We start from the raw sequence: 20,030 nt of genomic DNA on the forward strand, positions 1-20,030 counted from the left end.
CTTATCGATCCTTCGGATCCAGCGCATCACGCAAACCATCACCCACGTAGTTGAAGCACAACAAGGTGGTGACCATGAACAATGTCGGGAAAATTAGCTGCCAAATGGCCAACTCCATGGTTTGCGATCCTTCTTGCAGCAATGCACCCCAGCTTGTCATCGGCTCTTGCACGCCTAAGCCAAGGAAGCTTAAGAAAGACTCAATCAAGATCATGCTTGGAATCAGCAGCGTTGAGTAAACCGCAACAATACCCAGCACGTTTGGCACGATATGTCGGAGAATGATGTTTCGCGTGCTCACACCACTGACGTGTGCCGCCTCAATAAACTCTTTGTTGCGAAGGCTCAACGTTTGACCCCGTACAATTCGCGCCATGTCGAGCCAGGCAATGGCACCAATAGCGACAAATATCAGCACGATATTTCGGCCAAAGAAGGTCACCAATACAATCACCAAGAACATGAAGGGGATGGCGTTCAGAATTTCCAGAATACGCATCATCACGCGGTCAGTTCGGCCGCCGATATAGCCCGACGTCGCCCCATAAACCGTGCCGATAATGACAGCGACCAACGCCCCCATCAAACCCACCATCAGTGATATCTGGCCGCCCACAAGGGTACGCACATAAATGTCACGTCCAAGGGCATCGGTACCAAAAATGTGCCCTTCAGCGCCCAAAGACGGCGCAGCATGCATGGCATACCAATCTGTATCGTCAAAGGCGTAGGTCGCAAAGAGTGGGCCCACAATCACCCAAAGGGTAATCACCGCAAGAATAAACAAGCTCGTCATTGCCGCTTTATTTCGCATAAAGCGCAGGCGAGCATCCTGCCAAAGGCTTCGGCCCTCGACTTCTAGCTGAGCAGAGAAGTTATCGATAGCTTCGTTATTTTGTTCTTTGTTCAATAGCATATTTCAAAACCTCAATAACGAATCTTCGGATCTAGCCACGCTAACAAGATGTCTACGATGGCGTTGAAGATGATGAACAGTGCACCAATCAGGATGGTGATACCCATTACCAACGAGTAGTCACGGTTGAAAGCGGCATTCACAAACAATTTACCGATGCCTGGCAGACCAAAGATGGTTTCGATAACCACCGAGCCAGTAATGATGCCGACAAACGCAGGCCCCATGTAAGAAACAACCGGTAACATTGCTGGTCGCAATGCATGCTTCATGATGATGTAAGGCATGCTTAACCCTTTCGCTTTCGCGGTTCGGATAAAGTTGCTGTTCAAGGTTTCAATCATGCTTCCGCGTGTAATACGCGCAAACGTTGCGATATAAAGAAATGACATGCCTAATACGGGCAGGATGATGTATTCAATTGCACCGCCGTTCCACCCACCAGCAGGTAGCCAACCTAATCCAATTGAGAAGACGTAGATAAGAACGGGAGCCAACACAAAGGAAGGCAATACCACCCCGAGCATGGAGGTCGACATCACCACATAGTCCACCCAACTGTTTTGCCGAAGCGCTGCAAATGTGCCGATCGCAACACCCGCCACCACAGTTAACAAAAAGGCATAGAAACCCACTTTGGCAGACACGGGCAGTGCAGACGCGACAAGTTCATTAACGGTGTAATCTTTGTATTTAAAGGAAGGCCCAAAATCACCTTGAAGAATGTTTCCTAAATACGTGGTGTATTGCTCATGCAAAGGCTTGTCTAGACCGTATTTTGCGTTGATGTTTTGCATGACTTCCGGTGGCAGTGTTTTTTCTGAAGAGAATGGGTTGCCGGGTGCAAAACGCATGAGGAAAAACGATATGGTGATCAATACCAGTAAGGTCGGTATTGCTTCCAGAGTTCGAGTAAAAATCAATCTAAACATAAAGCATCTCACTATGCTCAAAAAAACATGCGCCCGCAGTTGGGCTACAGGCGCATGGAGAACAGCCCTCTATTATTCTGCGATAATGTACATATCTTTCGAGTAGATATTGTCCTGAGGGTTTTGATCTGGGTAGCCACCTACTGCCGTGCTCACCAAGCGTGGTTGCACATATTGGTAGATAGGGGCAATTGGCATATCCTGCGCCAATTGCGCTTCGGCAATTGCATAGAACTTGTTACGTTCTTCTTCAGTTTTCGCCACTTTCACCGCGTCGTTCATCGCTTTGTCAAAGATAGCGCTCGAGTATTTCTGATCGTTCGAACCATTTTCCGTCATTGCAATGGCAAGGAAGGTAGAGGCCTCGTTGTAATCCGCACACCAGCCCGCACGGCGTACATCGAAGTCGCCTTGCTTACTGCTGTCGAGGTAAGTTTTCCACTCTTGGTTTTCGAGGTTTACGCTAACGAAGTTACCCAGCGATTTTTTCCACATAGATTGTGCTGCAACAGCAATCTTTTTGTGGTTTTCACTGGTGTTGTAGAGCAGCGTGAAATCAAGAGGATTTTCTGCATCGAAGCCTGCTTCAGCCAACAACTCCTTAGCTTTGGCATCTCGTTCTTGTTGAGACATTGATGCATATTCAGGCGTTTCAGGATTAAATCCAGTAATCCCACTGTGCGTCAACGCATATGCAGGTTTCTGTCCCTGACCAAGGATAGCTTTAGTTACAACATCACGGTCAATGGTGTAAGACAGAGCTTTACGTACACGAACGTCATCAAATGGCGCACGTTGTGTATTGAAGCCGTAGTAGTAGGTACACAGGTTTGGCGAAACGACGATATTGTCGGGATATTCAGTTTCCAGACGACGGAATTGCTCGTTTGGCACCTCATAAGTGATGTCGATTTCACCAGAAAGGAAGCGATTCATTTCCGCGTTTTGGTTTTCAATCGGCAGGAAAGTGACTTTGTCGATAACGGTATCTGCGTTATCCCAATAGTTTTCGTTACGCTCGAGAACGATTTTCTCGTTCACCACCCAGTCTTTCAAAACATAAGCACCGTTACCGACAAACACACCAGGCTTCGTCCAGGAGTCTTTGAAATTCTCAACGGTAGAGCGATGAACTGGGTACATGGTGGTGTGCGCCATCATCTTCACGAAGTATGGTAATGGAACCTCGGTTTCAAGCACCAGTGTGTGGTCATCAATCGCTTTCACACCCAGTTCACTCGCTGGCTTTTTACCAGAAGTCACGTCTTTCGCGTTCTTCATCTTGGTGTATTCAATATACCAAGCATAAGGTGACGCGGTTGCCGGATCGGCTGCGCGTTTAAAGCTGTATTCGAAATCTTGTGCAGTGACAGGATCACCGTTTGACCACTTCGCGTCTTTGCGAATTTTAAAGGTAAAGGTTTGGTTATCTTCTGTTGACCAAGATTCAGCGGTACCCGGAATGGTATTACCCAAATCATCTTGAATCACAAGACCTTCCATCAGGTCACGAAGAACGTGAGACTCTGGCACACCTTCCACTTTGTGAGGATCAAGTGAAGCGACTTCAGTGCCGTTACCACGAACGAGTTCCTGCACTTCCGCCAATTTTGTTTCTGTTGCTTGAGGCTGGGCTTCGGGCTGCGTTGCTTGAGTTTCTTCTGGTTTATTATCACAACCAGCTAAACCGAGAGAAAGACCAGCGCCCAACAGCAGCGCCTGAGTGATTTTGTTCTTATACATGCAGATACTCCAATCTATCCTTAAGTTGCATCCATGACACTCTCTGTCAGCGTGATAAAAATGGCCAATATGAAGCAAATGGGCCGATCCTAATTCGCACACTGTACGGAGAATTGTTTGAAACATTACCAAGCATCAAATTAATTTGCTACATAATAAACAATAAAAGTCACATAAACCCAACATGAGATGAAATATCAGCATATAACTCCAATTCAGCTCCAACTAGTGAACATAAACTTCAACCGAACACATATTCAAAGAGAAAAATCGTACAAAAAACCTAATCCGAGCATTAATTAAGCATTAAAAACTGCAATTAAGTGAATTATTTACAACAAAAATCGTTAACAACTCGATATCAGGAAGATAATAAATTTGTCTAATAAATCATTTTTTACGCATAGTTATTGAAGGGTTTTGACGCAGAACGCGCACTTAAAGAAGGGGTATTGATTTTTTACTCAATTAATTAAAGCGGTGAGCGTTAACAATAAAGACACACAATTCGTAACATTTCATTCTGTGTATATAAAAGAAAAGCCAGTTATCAACTGGCTCTTTGTGAATGTTATTTTCGAAAGTGACGACGAATCTATTTCTGCTGATCGTTAAGCTCGAGAGCACCGTCGTCTGATTTGCTTTGGCTCTTCCCTTCTACAAGCGAATCATCTTTTTGATGCTTCATCTCTTCCGGCAAGATATCTTCCATCATTTGTTTCATGCGCTTATTACTAATGCGTTTGTGTCCCATAACGGTCCTCCTGATTGTGATGTTCTCTCAGGCACAAATACTCCTAGTGCTTAATAAGCGTAGCAAAGCCTAGGATCTTGCTTGATCCACATTTGACACATTGAGAGATCAAACACAACATTGCGGCTTCTTCGTGCATTCGTAAGTTTTTAATAACTAAACGGAATAAAAATTTTACTGGTTAGAATATATTCACGATCAACACAAAAGTGACTCTGTTTCAATTGTTAAAGTCTTATTTTTTGAGCAATATAGCGCCAGTACCGATGTAATGAAGCCTCGCTTTTTCGGCACAGAGGTGCATTGTTCGCAAAAAAACAACTAACTATATTAACGATCAGAGAAAGAGAAACGATAAAATGAGACCCGCTGGTGCCAACTCAAGACCCCTGTGCTCTCGCGTCCGACACGGCTTTATTCCAACTGCTCCCAAGAAGCAGGTAAAAGAAGAAAAGCAACTAGGTAGCCGCTGAAACACAACCAGACATCAACTGATAGCCTCTCTTTGAGAGGCTATTTTTTTGCCTTAAACGCAGTCAATATGCGCAAAGAAAACACATGCCGAAATTATCAACGCCCCGCTTAACAACTTCTGTCTATGTAAACCCACTTATTTTCGCACGATGAATAAGTCCTGTTTTTTTGTGACCTCCTGTCCGAAAAATAACCGCAATGTAACAAGATTGTTAATCCTTTATCGCTATTGCCTCTAAATCCTCGACGAGATTTTTTGCCATCTTTCCCATTCAGAACAAGTATCTGAGATGAGCCAATTCAACAAGGCTCATATTTACGCGATGAATAGATATTTCGCGATATAAATTTTTGAGGGATAAAAAGGATGAACAAACGTGTATTTCTAAGAGGGTTAGCCTCTGCGTCAATTGCGAGCGCCTTATCGCTGCCCGCAATCGCCGCACCTGGTGCTCCTCAGATTTCTTGGATGGAATCGAACTTCTCCATCATCGAAGTAAACGACGCTGCCTCTGCATACAAAGATCTTGTCACTGTTAAACCTTTCGCAGAAGTGCCTGTTACTTGGGACCGTTGGTCTGGAGAGCCGGGTGACACATGGCGCGTACTATTGAACGGCGTCGTTGCACATGAAGCCAGCGTAACGCCATCAGCCAGCCAAAAAGAATCGACAGTTCTGCAAGTCGCGAAAGGCGGCAAATATGACATGGTTGTCGAACTCTGTAGTGGTACAGGCGCAGCACAAGCCTGTACACCAAGCGCACCAAAACAAATCGTTGTTGCGGATACCGACGGTAGCCACCTCGACCCTCTCGCTATGAACGTTGATCCCAACAACGGAAGCTATGTAACGCCTGCTGACACGGTTGTCGGTGCGTACTTTGTGGAATGGGGTGTTTATGGCAGAAAATTCCCTGTAGATAAAATTCCAGCGCAAAACCTGACACACATCATTTATGGCTTTGTGCCTATTTGTGGCAACAACCCTTCTTTAGAAGACGGCCCTCTTGCAGCTCTTAACCGTGCTTGTGCAGGCATGCCTGACTATGAAGTGGTCATCCATGACCCGTGGGCAGCCGTTCAAATGCCGCATCCACAGTCAGGCCAAAGCCACTCCTCTTCTTACAAAGGAACTTATGGTCAGATCATGGCGCTTAAACAACGCTACCCTGATCTAAAAATTCTCCCTTCTATCGGCGGCTGGACGCTTTCTGACCCTTTCTATGATTTTGGCGTAAAAGCGAACCGCGATGTATTTGTTGCCTCGGTGAAGAAATTCCTACAAACGTGGAAATTCTATGACGGTGTAGACATTGATTGGGAATACCCAGGCGGTCAGGGCGCAAACCCTAACCTTGGCGATCCAAGCAAAGATGGCGATACCTATGCAATCTTAATGGCTGAACTGCGTACCATGTTGGATGGACTTTCTGTTGAAACAGGCCGTACTTACGAACTGACATCGGCAGTAGGTGTGGGCTACGACAAGATTGAAGACGTTAATTACGCCGACGCTGTGCCTCATATGGATTACATCTTCGCGATGACCTATGACTACTATGGCGGATGGAATAACGTTGTAGGGCACCAAGCCGCGCTTAATTGTGGTAGCCACATGTCTGCGGACGAATGTGCGGGTAAAGGCCTAGATGACGAAGGGAAACCACGTAAAGGACCTGCGTACACCACAGCTAACGGTATCGATCTGTTAATGGCAAAAGGTGTGCCTGCGAACAAGTTGGTCGTGGGTGCCGCCATGTACGGTCGTGGCTGGACAGGCGTAACAGAAGCAAGCATGTCTGATCCGACTAACCCAATGACAGGCGTAGGCAATGGCAAGATTGCAGGTTCTTGGGAAGCGGGTGTCATCGACTACAAAGACGTTGTTACCCAATATGAAAATAAGGCAGGCGTTGTTGTCGGTTATGACGAAATCGCTGAAGCACCTTGGGCATGGGATCCGTCAAACGGTGACCTAGTCACTTATGACAACAAGCGTTCTGTGATGGCGAAAGGCGCTTATGTTCGTTCGTTAGGTCTTGCTGGTCTGTTCGCATGGGAAATCGATGCAGATAACGGCGATATCCTCAACGCGATGCAAGAGTCTCTTGCCGGTGATGTTCCTCCACCAACCAACAAAGCACCCGTCGCAAAAGCGGGAGCAGATGCGGTTGTTGAGGCTGCTGGCGCAGTCGCACTAGACGGAAGTAATTCTTCTGATGCCGACGGTCAGGTTGTTTCATACAGCTGGGCACAAACGTCTGGTCCAAGTGTGTCGTTGACCAATGCGAATAACGCTGTCGCTTCCGCCGATATTCCAGCGGTTACTGTTGATACACAGTTTGTATTCACACTCACCGTGACAGACAACAAAGGAGCGAAAGCATCAGACGTTGTGACAGTCACGGCGAAGAAACAAGGTGGCACCGATCCTGTGAATACTGCTCCTGTTGCTGTGGTTTCAGCACCTGGCGTAGTAACAGCGGGCGACGTTGTCCTTGTTGATGCAAGTGCTTCAACCGATGCTGAAAACGACACCCTAACGTATAGCTGGTACATTCCAGAAGGCGTGAATGCGACTGTAAACGGTGCGTCTCTTACTTTTGTTGCCGATAGCTACGCAACAACGAAGAACCTCACCTTCGCAGTGAGCGTGTCTGATGGCAAACTGGACGACAGTGCCTCCATCACAGTTACCGTTGCGAAAAATACCACTGACCCTGTGTGTGCAAATGCTTGGAAAGAAGGTGTTGTCTATAACTCTGGTGATGTTGTGACTCACAACGGCAAAGAATACTCGGCGAAATGGTGGACGCAAAACGAAGAGCCAGGCACAACCGGTCAATGGGGTGTTTGGAAAGAGTTAGGTGCTGCTAACTGTCAGTAAAGTTACTTACCACTCAAGACTGTTACCTAGAGAGCATCGTCTATTCAGGTAACGTTCTCTAGAGAACCACAAAACAAAAGGGATGCAAATGCATCCCTTTTTATTGTTTATTCACGTCACGCCTCAGTTCAGCCTCGTTGGCTCACCAGCGGTTCGCCGCTTCATCGTCGCTGTCGCGCGCTTCAATCCAACGCTCGTCATCAACCAATTTTTCTTTCTTCCAGAACGGCGCTCGGGTTTTTAGAAAATCCATGATGAACTCACACGCATCAAACGCTGCTTTGCGGTGAGCACTGCTCACGCCAACAAACACAATCTGGTCGCCCAGATTCAATGCACCAACACGGTGAATAACGCGCACTTTGCCCACAGGCCAGCGTGCTTTTGCATCGTTGCAGATTTCTTCAAGTGACTTTTCAGTCATGCCCGGGTAATGCTCTAGGGTCAACCCTGTTACATTGTCACCCAAGTTCATGTCTCGCACCTTACCAACGAAGGTCACAACAGCACCATCGCTGGCATTGTCGTTGAGCCATTGGTATTCCTCCGCAACAGAGAAATCGTCGTGCTGCACTGAAATCATGATTAACCTCCGGTAACAGGCGGGAAGAATGCCACTTCGTCACCGTCAGCAACCGTGCTGGTTAGCGGTGAAATCGTCTGGTTAATCGCCACCAGCAATTTGCCCGACTCTAGCGCGAGTGACCATTTGTCACCTTGAGTAGCAAGATGTGAACGAATCTCTTCTGCCGTAGAAAACGTTCCCTCAAGCTCCAGCGAGCCTTTGCCGACCAGCTCTTTTACTTGCGCAAAGAAAAGCACTCGAATCATTGTTCTACCTTAAAGTGTCCCGATTTACCGCCTGTTTTCTCAAGCAGACGTACTTGGCCAATCACCATGTCCTTTTGCACCGCTTTACACATGTCATAAATGGTCAATGCCGCGACAGATGCAGCCGTCAGCGCTTCCATTTCAACACCGGTTTTGCCGCTTAACTTGCACACTGATTCAATACGCACCTGAGAGGTTTCAGGCAAGGCTTCAAGCTGCACTTCCACTTTGGTGAGCATCAGCGGATGACAAAGCGGGATCAAATCCCACGTACGTTTTGCCGCTTGAATACCCGCAATGCGCGCTGTCGCGAACACATCGCCTTTGTGGTGTGAACCCGAAATAATCAACGCTAGGGTTTCTGGTGCCATATCGATGTAGGCTTCAGCGCGCGCTTCTCTGACGGTTTCAGCTTTGGCAGAGACATCCACCATGTTGGCTTCGCCAGAGGCATTAATGTGCGTGAACTGACTCATGGCTTACTGACCTAGGTGCGGCATGAAGTTACATGGGCGGTGGCTCGCATCAAGTTGTTGCTTGATGATGCCGTTCCAACCCGTGCGGCACGCTCCCGTAGAACCTGGCATACCGAAGATAACTGTGTGGTTAGCAAAGCCTGCAATCGCGCGTGACTGAATAGTAGATGTGCCGATTTCTTGGAATGAGATGGCACGGAACAATTCACCAAAGCCTTCAACTTCTTTGTCGAAAAGCGGCTTGATGGCTTCAGGCGTGCTGTCGCGAGACGTAAAACCAGTACCACCCGTGATCAAGATAGCTTGAACATGTTGATCAGCAATCCACTGCGACACAATCGCACGGATTTGATAGATATCGTCAATGACAATTTTTTTGTCTGCCAGCGTGTGCCCGGCTTCTTTTAGTGCATCCACCAAGAACTGACCTGAGGTGTCGTTCTCTTCTGTGCGCGTATCTGAAACGGTTAATACGGCAATTTTAGCTGGCGAAAATTCAGTGACAGCGTGACCCATAAAATGTGAACCTCAACGAGTAATGTCTATTAACGGTTTTAACCGCCGATGGATGCCAGGTGCGGCGTCATGCCTGTATGTCCCTGGTCAAGAAAGTGGCTTTGTTTCTTATCAGCAAGTTGACCTTGAATGCGCGCGATCAATTCCGCTTCTTGCTTATCTTCTTGCAACAAATCGCGCAATTGCACGCCATAATCACCAAACAAACACATGTGCAGTTTGCCAAGCGCCGACACGCGGAGACGGTTACAAGAATCACAGAAATCTTTTTTGTACGGCATGATCAGGCCGATCTCGCCGACATAATCTGGGTGGCAGAATACTTCCGCAGGTCCATCACTGCGCTCACGGACTTTCATTAGCCAGCCATTCGCGATGAGGTGATTGCGGATAGACACACCCGACTGATGGTGCTTTTCAAAAAGCGAATTCATCTCGCCCGTTTGCATCAATTCGATAAAACGCAGCTGGATAGGCTTGTCTTTGATCCAATGAAGGAAGGCAGGAAGCTCTGCACTGTTCAGGTCTTTCAGCAGTACCGCATTCACTTTGACTTGTTCAAAACCCGCATCAAATGCGGCATCAATACCCGCCATCACCTCACGGAATTTATTCTCGCCCGTGATTTGATGGAACATGCGCGCATCCAGACTATCGACGCTGACGTTGATATTGGTCAGCCCAGCATCACGCCACGCTTGTGCATTTTTTGCGAGTCGATATCCGTTGGTCGTCATCGCGACCTTTTCAATGCCTTCTTGAGAAGAAATCATCGAAAGGATGTCAGTGAAGTCTTTGCGAAGTGATGGCTCACCACCAGTGATACGAACCTTTGACGTGCCACAATGCGCGAACGCCGAAACAACACGTTTCAGTTCGTCAATCGACAGGAAGCCGGAATTTTTTTGCGCAGGTTTATAACCATCAGGCAAACAATAGGTGCACCTGAAGTTACAAACATCAGTAATAGACAAGCGTAAGTAATAAAACTTACGACTGTAGGAATCTTCAAATTGTACTGTCACGAAACACCTTTCCAATATCGGGAGACGAGCACATTTCTATGACCGCCCTGGTGACCTTATGTCACGGCCAAAGACCCATATTCAGGTGAACTTAGGGACAGAGGCTTCGGAGTTACGACCGCTGAGAAGCGTAAATAATTACAAAGTGGCGTCAGCAATCTCCACCAATTTAGCAAACCTTAGGGTCAGCAAACAAGAATTGGTGACGCTTTTCTCATTATATTATCGAACAATAACTATTTTGTTACCGTCTCAAAACACATACAGATCTGACCATTAACCTTAAAGCACAATCGAATTGCGACAGTTTCTTTTTGTCGTGAAGGACATACTAAAACAATAAAACGGATTGTACTCATACACGCACGGGTTTAACCCTCTATTATTGATAGACAAGGTAGTTAGCCTTTGCGTGTCAAATGACAAAGGTATCGCAATTTCAAAATGCAAAATGCAAATGTCGTCTGTTAAACCAGCGTTTTTGCGTTCAAAAAAATAGGCATTGAATTTGCAGTAATGGGTACACAAGCAGTTCCGAATGAAAAATGAATAACGAAGGAAGCGTGTAGGGGCAACCACAAAGACCATTGCCGCGGCAGTCACACGCTCAGACAAAAATTGACTGGGAGCTCACTATGACCATTACTCTACCTATACTTTTCAATAATCGTCATATCCTCCCTTCTGGCCGTCTTCCACTGCGAGTGGTGCCGGGAGAGCAACTCAATACCGTGAAATATGCAATGCAGCATGGATTGGATATTGGAGTATGCATGGATGAAACGAGCCCGATTGGTGCAGGGATCGGTACGCGTGTCACTGTTGAAGACTTTAATACCTCAGGCGAAGATGGCGTGTTAACCATTACCGTGGGTGGACACGAAAGTTTTGTGATCGACAGTATTAAAGAAAATGAAGAAGGCGTTGTTGTTGCCGTCTGCCAGACGCTACCAACTTGGCCAGAACGTGAAGTGAGCAATGATGCTGCGCCACTGGCAGAGCGCTTACAAATCATGTTCGATCGTTACCCTGAACTGAGTTCGCTACATAAACGCCCGCACTTTGAGAACCTCACTTGGTTGTGCCAACGTTGGTTAGAGTTATTACCCATTCCAGCCAGCGAAAAACAAGTGCTCATGGCGGCAAACTCGTGCAGCGATACGTGTGAATACCTGTTGAGCCTTATGAAAGACCCGCATTAAATTGCTTAAACCAACTGGTTAATCTCACTGCAAAAACCCCGAAAAGATCAGCCTCTCGCTGGTCTTTTTTTATTCTCCGCGTGACCACCCGTTCAAAAAACACAGTCTAGAGAAAGAAGATTGTCATGTTTTTTCGAGTTATACCTTATTATTTTTAATAGGCTCTACGGTTAATGGCACTCAATGAACAATAACAACCAACAACAAAAAATCGTCGCCATCGGCGGCGGACATGGACTTGGTCGCATTCTTTCCGCACTCAGCGAGTTTGGCGATAACGTCACAGGTATCGTAACAACCACAGATAATGGCGGCTCTACTGGCCGAATTCGTGCCTGCCAAGGTGGCATTGCTTGGGGTGACACGCGCAACTGCATCAACCAGCTCATCACCGAACCTTCGATTGGCTCAATGATTTTCGAATACCGTTTCAGAGGAAATGGTGAACTGGACGGCCATAATCTTGGCAATTTGATGCTGACAGCATTAGACAACTTATCTATCCGCCCACTTGAAGCGATCAACCTGATTAGAGATATGCTCAAAGTCTCAACGCAGATTGTTCCCATGTCAGAGCACCCTGCCGATCTCGCCGCGCAAACACACGCAGGCTTGATGATATCGGGTGAAACAGACGTTGATGACTTGGAAGAGCCGCCTGCCCGCTTGATGCTTGAACCTGTCGTTCCAGCAACGCGCGAAGCGGTCTGTGCCATACAAGAAGCAGACATTGTCATATTGGGCCCAGGCAGCTTTCTTACCAGCGTCATGCCGCCTCTGCTTATGCCTGAGATCAATCGTGCACTCAAAACCACCGCGGCAAAAATTGTCTTTGTCAGAAACTTAGGGAAAGAAGCAGGCCCTGCTGGGAAAATGTCGTTAGAGACGATGTTGTCTTGGTGCGAGCGTTCAATGGGTGGGAGAAAGATTGATATTGTTCTCGGCCCTAACACCGACGAAACATTAGACGAGATTTACCAACAGGTGGAAGCAGATTTAGCGTCTGCAAACCACCAGTGGCGTCATGACCGCGACAGACTGTCGCAGGCCATTAAAGACATCATGATTAATTGAATAAGTTTTCCTGATCGGCTAACGCTTTGTATTCAGAGGCCGTGCCCTGAAGCATTGACGTTAGTCGAGGAAGCTGCTCGTGCACCCACGATTCCTGCCCAAGCTTCACGCGTGATTCACATTCACGGGCTAGCTCTGCCAATTCATCAGCGCCAAAGCTGGCAGCACTGCTTTTAATCGCATGGCTGATTTCACGAACTTGGTTCGTACTTGGCGTTTCTGCGAGTTGATCATAATAACGGCTAAGCTCATCGCTAAAGACAACGAGCAGGCTTGAAACCGTTTCTTCGCCAACTTCAACAGCCAATCGCCGTAATGTTTCATGATTCACTGTCGTCGCCATACCTAGTTCCTTTTTTCTTGTGATTCTTGCCAACTCTGCAGTTTGCGGTAAATGGTTGATGGGCTCACTTCCAACAAGCCGGCGGCTTGTGGAATGTTGCCATCACAGGCATCTATCGCAATCTGGATTGCACGTTTCTCAGTAAGCCAAAGTGGCTCAATGTCGGCTTTGGTCACCGGCCCTTGCTTTAATAACAGGGCCGAATTAACCGCAACATTGTTGTCGTGAGCGGGTGCAATCGTCGATTCGGCGTTACTTCTCACGAAAGGAGATGCAATTTTGACACCAGAAACGTTAGAAAGCGGTGGAGGAAGCATTTCTTCTGTGACTTCTCGAGCATTGTGAAGCACAACAATGTTCCGAATCACGTTCTGAAGTTGGCGCACATTGCCCGGCCAATCATAAGTCAGCAGGCGTTGTGTCACCTCCTCATTGAATTCGCGGAAATCCTTCCCTTCCTCCATGGCGAACATGACCAACAAAGATTGTGCAATCTCAACAACGTCAGCGCCGCGTTCACGCAGTGGTGGCAACGAAAGGGGAATGACGTGGAGGCGATAGTAAAGATCTTCACGGAAATTGCCTTCTACCACTTCTTTCCAAGGGTCGCGATTCGTCGCGCAAATAAAGCGCACATCAACTTGTTTAACCTTGGATGAACCTACCTTCTGGAACGTACCCGTTTGAATAAAACGCAATAACTTGGATTGAAGATCCAAATCCATTTCGCAGATTTCATCGAGGAATAAGGTACCGCCATCGGCCATTTCAGCCGCACCTTCACGCTCTGCAGCTGCACCCGTAAACGCCCCTTTCACATGACCAAACAACTCACTCTCGATGAGATCTTTAGGAATGGCAGCACAGTTAATCGCAACAAACGGATGCTTCGCTCTCGCACTCGCCGCATGAACCGCTTCGGCACACACTTCTTTGCCTGTGCCGCTCTCACCGGTGATAAAGACGGTTGCTTTACTCGGTGCGGCAGAGTCAATAACGCGATAAACAGCCTGCATTGGCACACTTCGGCCAATAAAGCCGTAGTAAGCACCTTCCGGTTTATTGCTGTCGACAATGCTCTTCGGTTTAAGCGCTTTGTTGACCGTGACACGCAGCAGATCGGCTTCACAAGGCTTGATCAAAAAGTCGCTTGCGCCATAGCGCAGCGCTTCCACCGCAGCATCAATCGAACCATGCGCGGTCATGATCACGACAGGAATGTCTGGTTGGTGTTTACGGATTTCCGCTAACACTTCAAAACCAGAAATATCAGGCAGACGAAGGTCAAGCAATATCAGGGCGAACTGATGCCCCGCAGCAAAATGCTCGATGGCTTGTTGGCCTGTGCTTGCTATCTCGACATCAACGTCGAGTGGATTTAGATAGGACTTATACAGTGCAGCGACAGAGGCGGTATCTTCCACCATCAAGATTCGCTTTTTAGCGCCAGATTCTTGCATTCGATCCTCGGCTTAGATCCCTAAAACTGTTTCTACTATTCAAAATACTGCCCAAGTATAACGCTGATTTTTTTTTGCGACCTTGTTTTGGGTGCGTTTTGCATTGCAAATTGCAAAAGGTTTTGCAAAGAAATGAACAAAATCCTCAATATATTGACTGATTATTGGATTTTCAAAGCTGGCACGGTATGTGCTTTATATACATTGACCCTTCGGGGTCACCTAGCCAACTGACGTTGTTTGTGAGCACTTCGTTCACTGAAACAAGATAGCCAACCGAATGCTTTACGGTTGGCTTTTTTTTTAGCTGTTTTGAATAAACAAATTCCGCAACGTCGCTATTTCATCACGCAGTGATGCCGCCGTTTCAAACTCCAAATTCTGTGCAGCTTCGTACATCTTGCCTTCTAGCAACTGAATCTGCGCGTCGATTTGTTGTGGTGACTTGGTGCTGTATTCCGCATCCGCCTCTGCAACGGCTTTCAAGTTTGTGCTGACTTTTGGCTTGTGCGACTTACGCTTGCCGCCCATTTCCATCACATCCATGATCTTCTTGTTCAAGCGTTGTGGCGTAATGCCATGCTCTTCATTATACGCTTCCTGCTTAGCGCGACGACGCTCGGTTTCGTCAATGGCTTTGCGCATTGAACCGGTAATGTTGTCACCATAGAGTATGGCTTTACCGTTTAAGTTCCTTGCCGCACGACCAATCGTCTGAATCAATGAACGCTCAGAACGCAAGAAGCCTTCTTTGTCAGCATCCAAAATCGCCACCAAAGAGACTTCTGGCATGTCCAAGCCCTCACGAAGCAAGTTAATACCCACCAAGACATCAAACTCACCCAGGCGTAAATCGCGAATGATTTCGACACGTTCAACGGTATCAATGTCCGAGTGCAGATAGCGTACACGAACACCATGTTCTTCAAGGTATTCGGTCAAATCTTCCGCCATGCGCTTGGTCAGCGTTGTGACCAATACGCGTTCGTTAATTTTCTCTCGAATTCGGATCTCTGACAGCAGATCATCCACCTGAGTTGCCACAGGACGAACTTCAATCAATGGGTCAAGCAAGCCTGTTGGGCGCACGACCTGATCGGCAACCTCGCCATCTGATTTTTCGATCTCATATTTCCCAGGCGTTGCAGACACATAAATGCTCTGAGGCGCAAGCGCTTCAAATTCGTCAAACTTCATTGGACGATTGTCGAGAGCGGATGGAAGACGGAACCCATACTCCACCAGCGTTTCTTTGCGCGATCGGTCGCCTTTGTACATCGCGCCAATTTGCGGCACGGTCACATGCGATTCATCAATGATCAGCAAGCCATCAGAGGGTAAGTAGTCGAACAAGGTCGGAGGCGGCTCGCCATTCGCGCGACCGCTCAAATAGCGCGAGTAGTTTTCGATGCCAGAGCAATACCCCAGCTCCGTCATCATTTCGATATCAAATTGCGTACGTTGCGAAATGCGCTGCTCTTCAATGAGCTTGTTGTTGTCGAGCAGGACTTTCTTGCGATCAACCAACTCTTCTTTGATGTGTTCAATCGCTTCAAGAATGCGCTCTCTCGGCGTTACGTAGTGCGTTTTTGGATAAATCGTACAGCGCGGCAAGTTTCGTTCAGAGATTGAACCCGTGAGTGGGTCGAATATGCTGATATTTTCAACTTCGTCATCAAACAGCTCGATGCGCACAGCATCACGGTCAGATTCCGCAGGGAAAACATCAATCACTTCACCACGCACACGAAACGTACCGCGTGTGAAGGCTTGGTCATTGCGCGTGTACTGTATCTCTGCCAAGCGGCGCAATATGCTGCGCTGGTCAATCACATCACCACGGCGCAAGTGCAACATCATCTTTAAGTAAGAATCAGGATCACCCAAACCATAAATCGCAGAAACCGAAGCAACAATAATGACATCGCGTCTTTCCAAGAGCGCTTTGGTCGCCGACAGACGCATCTGTTCGACATACTCATTAATTGACGCATCTTTTTCGATGAAGGTATCGGTGGAAGCGACATAGGCTTCAGGCTGGTAGTAATCGTAGTAGGACACGAAATACTCGACGGCGTTCTCCGGGAAAAACTCTCGCATCTCACCGTACAGCTGCGCTGCCAAGGTTTTATTGGGTGCCATGATCATGGTCGGCCTGTCAGCCGTCGCAATCACATTCGCGATGGTATATGTCTTACCTGACCCCGTTACCCCCAATAGCGTTTGGTGCGCGAGACCGGAGTCTAAGCCATCGAGAAGTTGGTTAATGGCCGTCGGCTGATCACCTGAGGGTTTAAATGGGGAATGCAGTTTGAAGGTCTTGCCCATGACGCGTCCGTGACAATGATTACCAAACCTCTCATTTTGCGCCCTCGCTGAGGTAAGTCAACTGACAAAGCCAGCAAGTGCATCAACGGCTTCGCTTTTTCCCCTCCCTCGCCTTTATTGACATATTTTTTTTACCAAGGATGATCCAAATATCTCGCGCATACGTAGCGCATCAGTGTTGAGGAAAATAAAAATGAAAAAAGTCGCACTCGTGACAGGCGGTTCAGCAGGCATTGGTCTCGCCATTGTCGAAGGCTTCATTGAAGAAGGGTACGTCGTGTATAACGCCGATCGCCAAGAAGGCCCAAAAGGACATTGGCTGGCATGTGACGTAACAGATGCGGCGGCCGTTCAACACGCGGTGACGACCCTATTGGACAACGAAGGCCAAGTTGATGCACTCGTGTGCAACGCGGGGATTCACTTCAGTTCGACCATTGAAAACACCGAAGAAGCTGATTTGGACCGCGTGTTAGACATCAATGTTAAAGGCGCATATCACGCTATTCGCGCATGCCTTCCAGCGATGAAAGTGGCTGAAAAAGGTAGCATTGTTTTGCTCGGGTCAGATCAGTGTACCGTGGCGAAACCTAACTCTTTTGCCTACAACTTAAGTAAGCACGCAATCGCATCAATGGCGAAAACAACCGCCATTGATTACGCCAAATATAATATTCGCGCCAATGCAGTATGCGCTGGCACAACGGAAACGCCGCTTTACCACAATGCAATAAATGCTTACTGCGCACGGTCTGGTGCAGATAAAGCAGAAATACATAAAGAAGAAGGCAAACTTCAACCATTAGGGCGAATTGCTCAACCAGAAGAGATTGCCCACTTGGTTGTATTCTTGGCCAGTGATAAAGCCAGCTTTATTACGGGCAGTTTACATGCCGCAGACGGCGGCTATACGGCACAATAATAATGCGAATAATTGACGCTCATCTCCATCTTATTGATTTACAGCGTGGGAAATACGGTTGGCTTAGGGCGGGAAATCCGCCTCATTGGGCCGACAAGGACACCCTCTGTCGTGATTGGTGTGAATCCGATTTGATCTTAAACGACGGTCACAAGATCGAAGGATTTCTTCACGTGGAAGCGGGCTTTGACAATGACGCCCCTTGGCGTGAGATTGCGTGGTTGGAAGAAACAGTACGCGCACCTTTTCGAAGCATCGGCTGTGTCGACCTGACGTTATCGCCAGACGCGTTCACCCAACACCTAGCGAAATTGCGGCGTCACAAATCAGTGGCTGGTGTTCGCCACATACTCGATGAAGATGCAGCACAATTACTCCGAGACCCGCAAGTTATCAGCAACCTTCGCGTGATCGCTGATGCCGCACTGATTTTTGAGGCACAGTTTGACGGCGCTGATTCCAACGCAATGGATGCCTTTCTGTCTCTTTGCAATGAAACCCCCAAACTGCGTATTGCTTACAGCCATGCTGGTTTCCCACCAGAAAACGACAGTGAGCAATGGGCTAAGAATCTCCAAAGTCTCGCCATTCAACCTAACGTGTATGTCAAAGCCTCTGGCTGGGAGATGACAAACCGCACGTATTCAGTAGAAGCCGTGGCTAACCGCGTCACAGAACTGATGAATTGGTTTGGCGAAGACAAAGTCATGCTCGCGAGCAATTTCCCGCTCAGCGAACTGCGCATGGCATATAAAGATGTGTGGCAGGAATATGCTTCTTTGCCATTCACAAAAGAAGTGATGGAGAAACTCTGCTTTGCCAATGCTCGACAGTTTTATCGGTTCTAATTCAGACTGCATCAATCCGACGGTTTCGCCACATTAAACAAAAAGCCCCCGCCAAATTGGCAGGGGCTTTCAATATTGAGCACGGCGTAATGAGTGCGACCAAACCTATTTGATCGTCAACCTTGGCGAACGCATGACAATCTCATCGTTCAACTCAATGCCAATGCCCGGCGCCTCAGAAACTTCAAAGAAGCCATTCTTCGGCTGCGGATCTTGAAGGCACAATTCACGGTTCCACGATTTAATCGCATAGGTGTGGTGCTCGTGAATCAAGAAGTTAGGAATGGCCGTTTCAAGGTGCAATGACGCCGCCGTTGCCACAGGGCCACCGCATACGTGAGCTTGAATGCGAACATCAAAGATATCGGCGTAATCACACACTTTTTTGGTTTCTGTGAAACCACCACAGAGACCAATGTCTGGCTGCAACACATCGACACTTTGGTCTTCAAGATATGGACGCACCTGCCAGCGGTTGTAAAGGCGCTCGCCCCCCGCAATCGGTACATTGACCTTGTCTGCCACTTTCGCATGCAATGAGTGGTTGAGGTAATTCACGGGCTCTTCGTAGTACATGCAGTCAAATTCTTCTGCAATCGCACCCAACTGAATCGCCGTTGTTGCACCTGGTAAGCTATGGCATTCGAAGATGATGTCGACTTCATCGCCCACGGCGTCACGAATGGCTTTCATTCGCGCTCTGTAAAGTTTCATTTCGGCGCGCGAGATAATCTTCGTGCGTTCGTAGTAGGTGTTTCCATCTTTGTCGTACATGATCGGATCAACTTTCACCGCGTCATAGCCTTCAGCAACAGCTTTTAATGCCGCTTCCGCGTATTCTTCTGGCTTTGAAAGCGCTTTGAAGTCTTTGTCCCAATCAAATTGAAGCTGAGAGGCATAGGTACGAAGCTTGTCATTCACCTTACCGCCCAAAAGTTGGTAGACAGGCAAGTTCAACGCTTTGCCTTTAATGTCCCACAACGCTGTATCAATGGCACTCATCGCGGCATAAACCACAGGTCCGCCGCCCAAACCCCAGAAGCTTTCGCGCAACATACGCGCCCAAAGCTGTTCCGTTTGGAAAGGGTCATGGCCAATTAAGAAGGCCTCTGCCATTTCTTTGATCATGTGTGCAGCTGCACTGTGGCCAAGATCGTAAGCCAAACCCGCTTCACCGACGCCACTGATCCCTTCGTCAGTATGAATGCGCACAAACACCGGATTCCACGGTGGGCGCTCTGGACAATGGATATCAAACACTTCTACTGACGTGACTTTCATTTATTCTCTCCTTGAATT

The 20,030-nt window shown here is 47.7% G+C and carries 18 protein-coding genes and 1 riboswitch; of the genes, 5 read left to right on the plus strand and 13 right to left on the minus strand.

Annotation, left to right across the window (positions count from 1 at the left end):
• Position 1 precedes the first annotated feature (1 nt).
• The 4 genes from oppC to EQP46_RS24190 form a co-directional block, all read right to left on the minus strand.
• Entirely contained in the window at positions 2-916 is a 915-nt protein-coding gene (gene oppC, locus EQP46_RS04485; RefSeq protein ID WP_129492494.1) for an oligopeptide ABC transporter permease OppC, read from the minus strand.
• Positions 917-927: 11 nt separating this feature from the next.
• Positions 928-1,848 (minus strand): oligopeptide ABC transporter permease OppB, encoded by a 921-nt coding sequence (oppB, locus tag EQP46_RS04490; RefSeq protein WP_129492495.1) that lies wholly within the window; start codon positions 1,846-1,848, stop codon positions 928-930.
• 72 nt (positions 1,849-1,920) lie between these two features.
• Positions 1,921-3,591 carry an ABC transporter substrate-binding protein gene (locus EQP46_RS04495; protein WP_129492496.1) on the minus strand — a complete coding sequence of 557 codons (1,671 nt, stop codon included), beginning with the start codon at positions 3,589-3,591 and terminating at the stop codon, positions 1,921-1,923.
• Positions 3,592-4,186: 595 nt separating this feature from the next.
• On the minus strand, positions 4,187-4,345 hold the full coding sequence (locus tag EQP46_RS24190; protein WP_167482748.1) for a hypothetical protein: 159 nt from the start codon (positions 4,343-4,345) through the stop codon (positions 4,187-4,189).
• An 841-nt stretch (positions 4,346-5,186) separates the two neighbouring features.
• On the opposite strand from EQP46_RS24190, the gene EQP46_RS04500 reads away from it, so the two are divergent.
• Complete coding sequence (locus EQP46_RS04500; RefSeq protein WP_129492497.1) at positions 5,187-7,706, plus strand: glycosyl hydrolase family 18 protein; 2,520 nt, start codon at positions 5,187-5,189, stop codon at positions 7,704-7,706.
• Between the two features lie 142 nt (positions 7,707-7,848).
• Here the strand turns inward: EQP46_RS04500 and moaE are convergent, their stop codons facing one another.
• The 5 genes from moaE to moaA form a co-directional block, all read right to left on the minus strand.
• Positions 7,849-8,289: a molybdopterin synthase catalytic subunit MoaE gene (gene moaE / locus EQP46_RS04505; RefSeq protein ID WP_129492498.1), complete on the minus strand. Its 441-nt coding sequence runs from the start codon at positions 8,287-8,289 to the stop codon at positions 7,849-7,851.
• 2 nt (positions 8,290-8,291) lie between these two features.
• Positions 8,292-8,537, minus strand: a complete 246-nt coding sequence (moaD, locus tag EQP46_RS04510; protein WP_129492499.1) for a molybdopterin synthase sulfur carrier subunit — start codon at positions 8,535-8,537, stop codon at positions 8,292-8,294.
• Complete coding sequence (gene moaC / locus EQP46_RS04515; RefSeq protein ID WP_129492500.1) at positions 8,534-9,013, minus strand: cyclic pyranopterin monophosphate synthase MoaC; 480 nt, start codon at positions 9,011-9,013, stop codon at positions 8,534-8,536. The genes moaD and moaC overlap by 4 nt, the downstream gene beginning before the upstream one ends.
• A gap of 3 nt (positions 9,014-9,016) precedes the next feature.
• Positions 9,017-9,529 (minus strand): molybdenum cofactor biosynthesis protein B, encoded by a 513-nt coding sequence (moaB, locus tag EQP46_RS04520; protein ID WP_129492501.1) that lies wholly within the window; start codon positions 9,527-9,529, stop codon positions 9,017-9,019.
• Positions 9,530-9,567: 38 nt separating this feature from the next.
• Positions 9,568-10,554, minus strand: coding sequence for a GTP 3',8-cyclase MoaA (gene moaA / locus EQP46_RS04525; protein WP_129492502.1), 987 nt, complete (start codon positions 10,552-10,554; stop codon positions 9,568-9,570).
• Positions 10,543-10,678, minus strand: a riboswitch (molybdenum cofactor riboswitch). Its footprint overlaps the gene before it by 12 nt.
• Before the next feature lie 511 nt (positions 10,679-11,189).
• Here moaA and EQP46_RS04530 point away from each other — a divergent pair.
• The gene (locus tag EQP46_RS04530; protein ID WP_167482749.1) at positions 11,190-11,756 is read left to right on the plus strand and encodes an LON peptidase substrate-binding domain-containing protein; all 567 of its coding nucleotides are present in this window, start codon (positions 11,190-11,192) and stop codon (positions 11,754-11,756) included.
• 183 nt (positions 11,757-11,939) lie between these two features.
• Entirely contained in the window at positions 11,940-12,830 is an 891-nt protein-coding gene (gene yvcK, locus EQP46_RS04535) for a uridine diphosphate-N-acetylglucosamine-binding protein YvcK (protein ID WP_129492503.1), read from the plus strand.
• Here the strand turns inward: yvcK and EQP46_RS04540 are convergent.
• From EQP46_RS04540 to uvrB, 3 genes are all read right to left on the minus strand, one after another.
• The gene (locus EQP46_RS04540) at positions 12,823-13,173 is read right to left on the minus strand and encodes an Hpt domain-containing protein (RefSeq protein WP_017010084.1); all 351 of its coding nucleotides are present in this window, start codon (positions 13,171-13,173) and stop codon (positions 12,823-12,825) included. The genes yvcK and EQP46_RS04540 overlap by 8 nt on opposite strands.
• Positions 13,174-13,175: 2 nt before the next feature.
• Entirely contained in the window at positions 13,176-14,633 is a 1,458-nt protein-coding gene (gene luxO, locus EQP46_RS04545; RefSeq protein WP_129492504.1) for a quorum-sensing sigma-54 dependent transcriptional regulator LuxO, read from the minus strand.
• Positions 14,634-14,936: 303 nt separating this feature from the next.
• Positions 14,937-16,961 carry an excinuclease ABC subunit UvrB gene (gene uvrB / locus EQP46_RS04550; protein WP_129492505.1) on the minus strand — a complete coding sequence of 675 codons (2,025 nt, stop codon included), beginning with the start codon at positions 16,959-16,961 and terminating at the stop codon, positions 14,937-14,939.
• A gap of 193 nt (positions 16,962-17,154) precedes the next feature.
• Between uvrB and EQP46_RS04555 the strand changes: the two genes are divergently transcribed.
• Both EQP46_RS04555 and EQP46_RS04560 read left to right on the plus strand, forming a co-directional pair.
• Positions 17,155-17,883 (plus strand): SDR family NAD(P)-dependent oxidoreductase, encoded by a 729-nt coding sequence (locus tag EQP46_RS04555; protein WP_129492506.1) that lies wholly within the window; start codon positions 17,155-17,157, stop codon positions 17,881-17,883.
• A 2-nt stretch (positions 17,884-17,885) separates the two neighbouring features.
• Entirely contained in the window at positions 17,886-18,731 is an 846-nt protein-coding gene (locus EQP46_RS04560; RefSeq protein ID WP_129492507.1) for an amidohydrolase family protein, read from the plus strand.
• Between the two features lie 105 nt (positions 18,732-18,836).
• Here EQP46_RS04560 and EQP46_RS04565 read toward each other — a convergent pair whose 3' ends face one another.
• Positions 18,837-20,012, minus strand: coding sequence for a mandelate racemase/muconate lactonizing enzyme family protein (locus EQP46_RS04565; RefSeq protein WP_129492508.1), 1,176 nt, complete (start codon positions 20,010-20,012; stop codon positions 18,837-18,839).
• Positions 20,013-20,030: the final 18 nt, after the last annotated feature.

Origin of the sequence: Enterovibrio baiacu (assembly GCF_004120195.1) — a bacterium.
Taxonomy (GTDB): Bacteria; Pseudomonadota; Gammaproteobacteria; order Enterobacterales; family Vibrionaceae; genus Enterovibrio; species Enterovibrio baiacui.

Coding starts and splice junctions, on each gene's coding strand:
- oppC (WP_129492494.1), bottom strand. CDS start 916: ATGCTATTGAACAAAGAACAAAATAACGAAGCTATCGATAACTTCTCT.
- oppB (WP_129492495.1), bottom strand. CDS start 1,848: ATGTTTAGATTGATTTTTACTCGAACTCTGGAAGCAATACCGACCTTA.
- EQP46_RS04495 (WP_129492496.1), bottom strand. CDS start 3,591: ATGTATAAGAACAAAATCACTCAGGCGCTGCTGTTGGGCGCTGGTCTT.
- EQP46_RS24190 (WP_167482748.1), bottom strand. CDS start 4,345: ATGGGACACAAACGCATTAGTAATAAGCGCATGAAACAAATGATGGAA.
- EQP46_RS04500 (WP_129492497.1), top strand. CDS start 5,187: ATGAACAAACGTGTATTTCTAAGAGGGTTAGCCTCTGCGTCAATTGCG.
- moaE (WP_129492498.1), bottom strand. CDS start 8,289: ATGATTTCAGTGCAGCACGACGATTTCTCTGTTGCGGAGGAATACCAA.
- moaD (WP_129492499.1), bottom strand. CDS start 8,537: ATGATTCGAGTGCTTTTCTTTGCGCAAGTAAAAGAGCTGGTCGGCAAA.
- moaC (WP_129492500.1), bottom strand. CDS start 9,013: ATGAGTCAGTTCACGCACATTAATGCCTCTGGCGAAGCCAACATGGTG.
- moaB (WP_129492501.1), bottom strand. CDS start 9,529: ATGGGTCACGCTGTCACTGAATTTTCGCCAGCTAAAATTGCCGTATTA.
- EQP46_RS04530 (WP_167482749.1), top strand. CDS start 11,190: ATGACCATTACTCTACCTATACTTTTCAATAATCGTCATATCCTCCCT.
- yvcK (WP_129492503.1), top strand. CDS start 11,940: ATGAACAATAACAACCAACAACAAAAAATCGTCGCCATCGGCGGCGGA.
- EQP46_RS04540 (WP_017010084.1), bottom strand. CDS start 13,173: ATGGCGACGACAGTGAATCATGAAACATTACGGCGATTGGCTGTTGAA.
- luxO (WP_129492504.1), bottom strand. CDS start 14,633: ATGCAAGAATCTGGCGCTAAAAAGCGAATCTTGATGGTGGAAGATACC.
- uvrB (WP_129492505.1), bottom strand. CDS start 16,961: ATGGGCAAGACCTTCAAACTGCATTCCCCATTTAAACCCTCAGGTGAT.
- EQP46_RS04555 (WP_129492506.1), top strand. CDS start 17,155: ATGAAAAAAGTCGCACTCGTGACAGGCGGTTCAGCAGGCATTGGTCTC.
- EQP46_RS04560 (WP_129492507.1), top strand. CDS start 17,886: ATGCGAATAATTGACGCTCATCTCCATCTTATTGATTTACAGCGTGGG.
- EQP46_RS04565 (WP_129492508.1), bottom strand. CDS start 20,012: ATGAAAGTCACGTCAGTAGAAGTGTTTGATATCCATTGTCCAGAGCGC.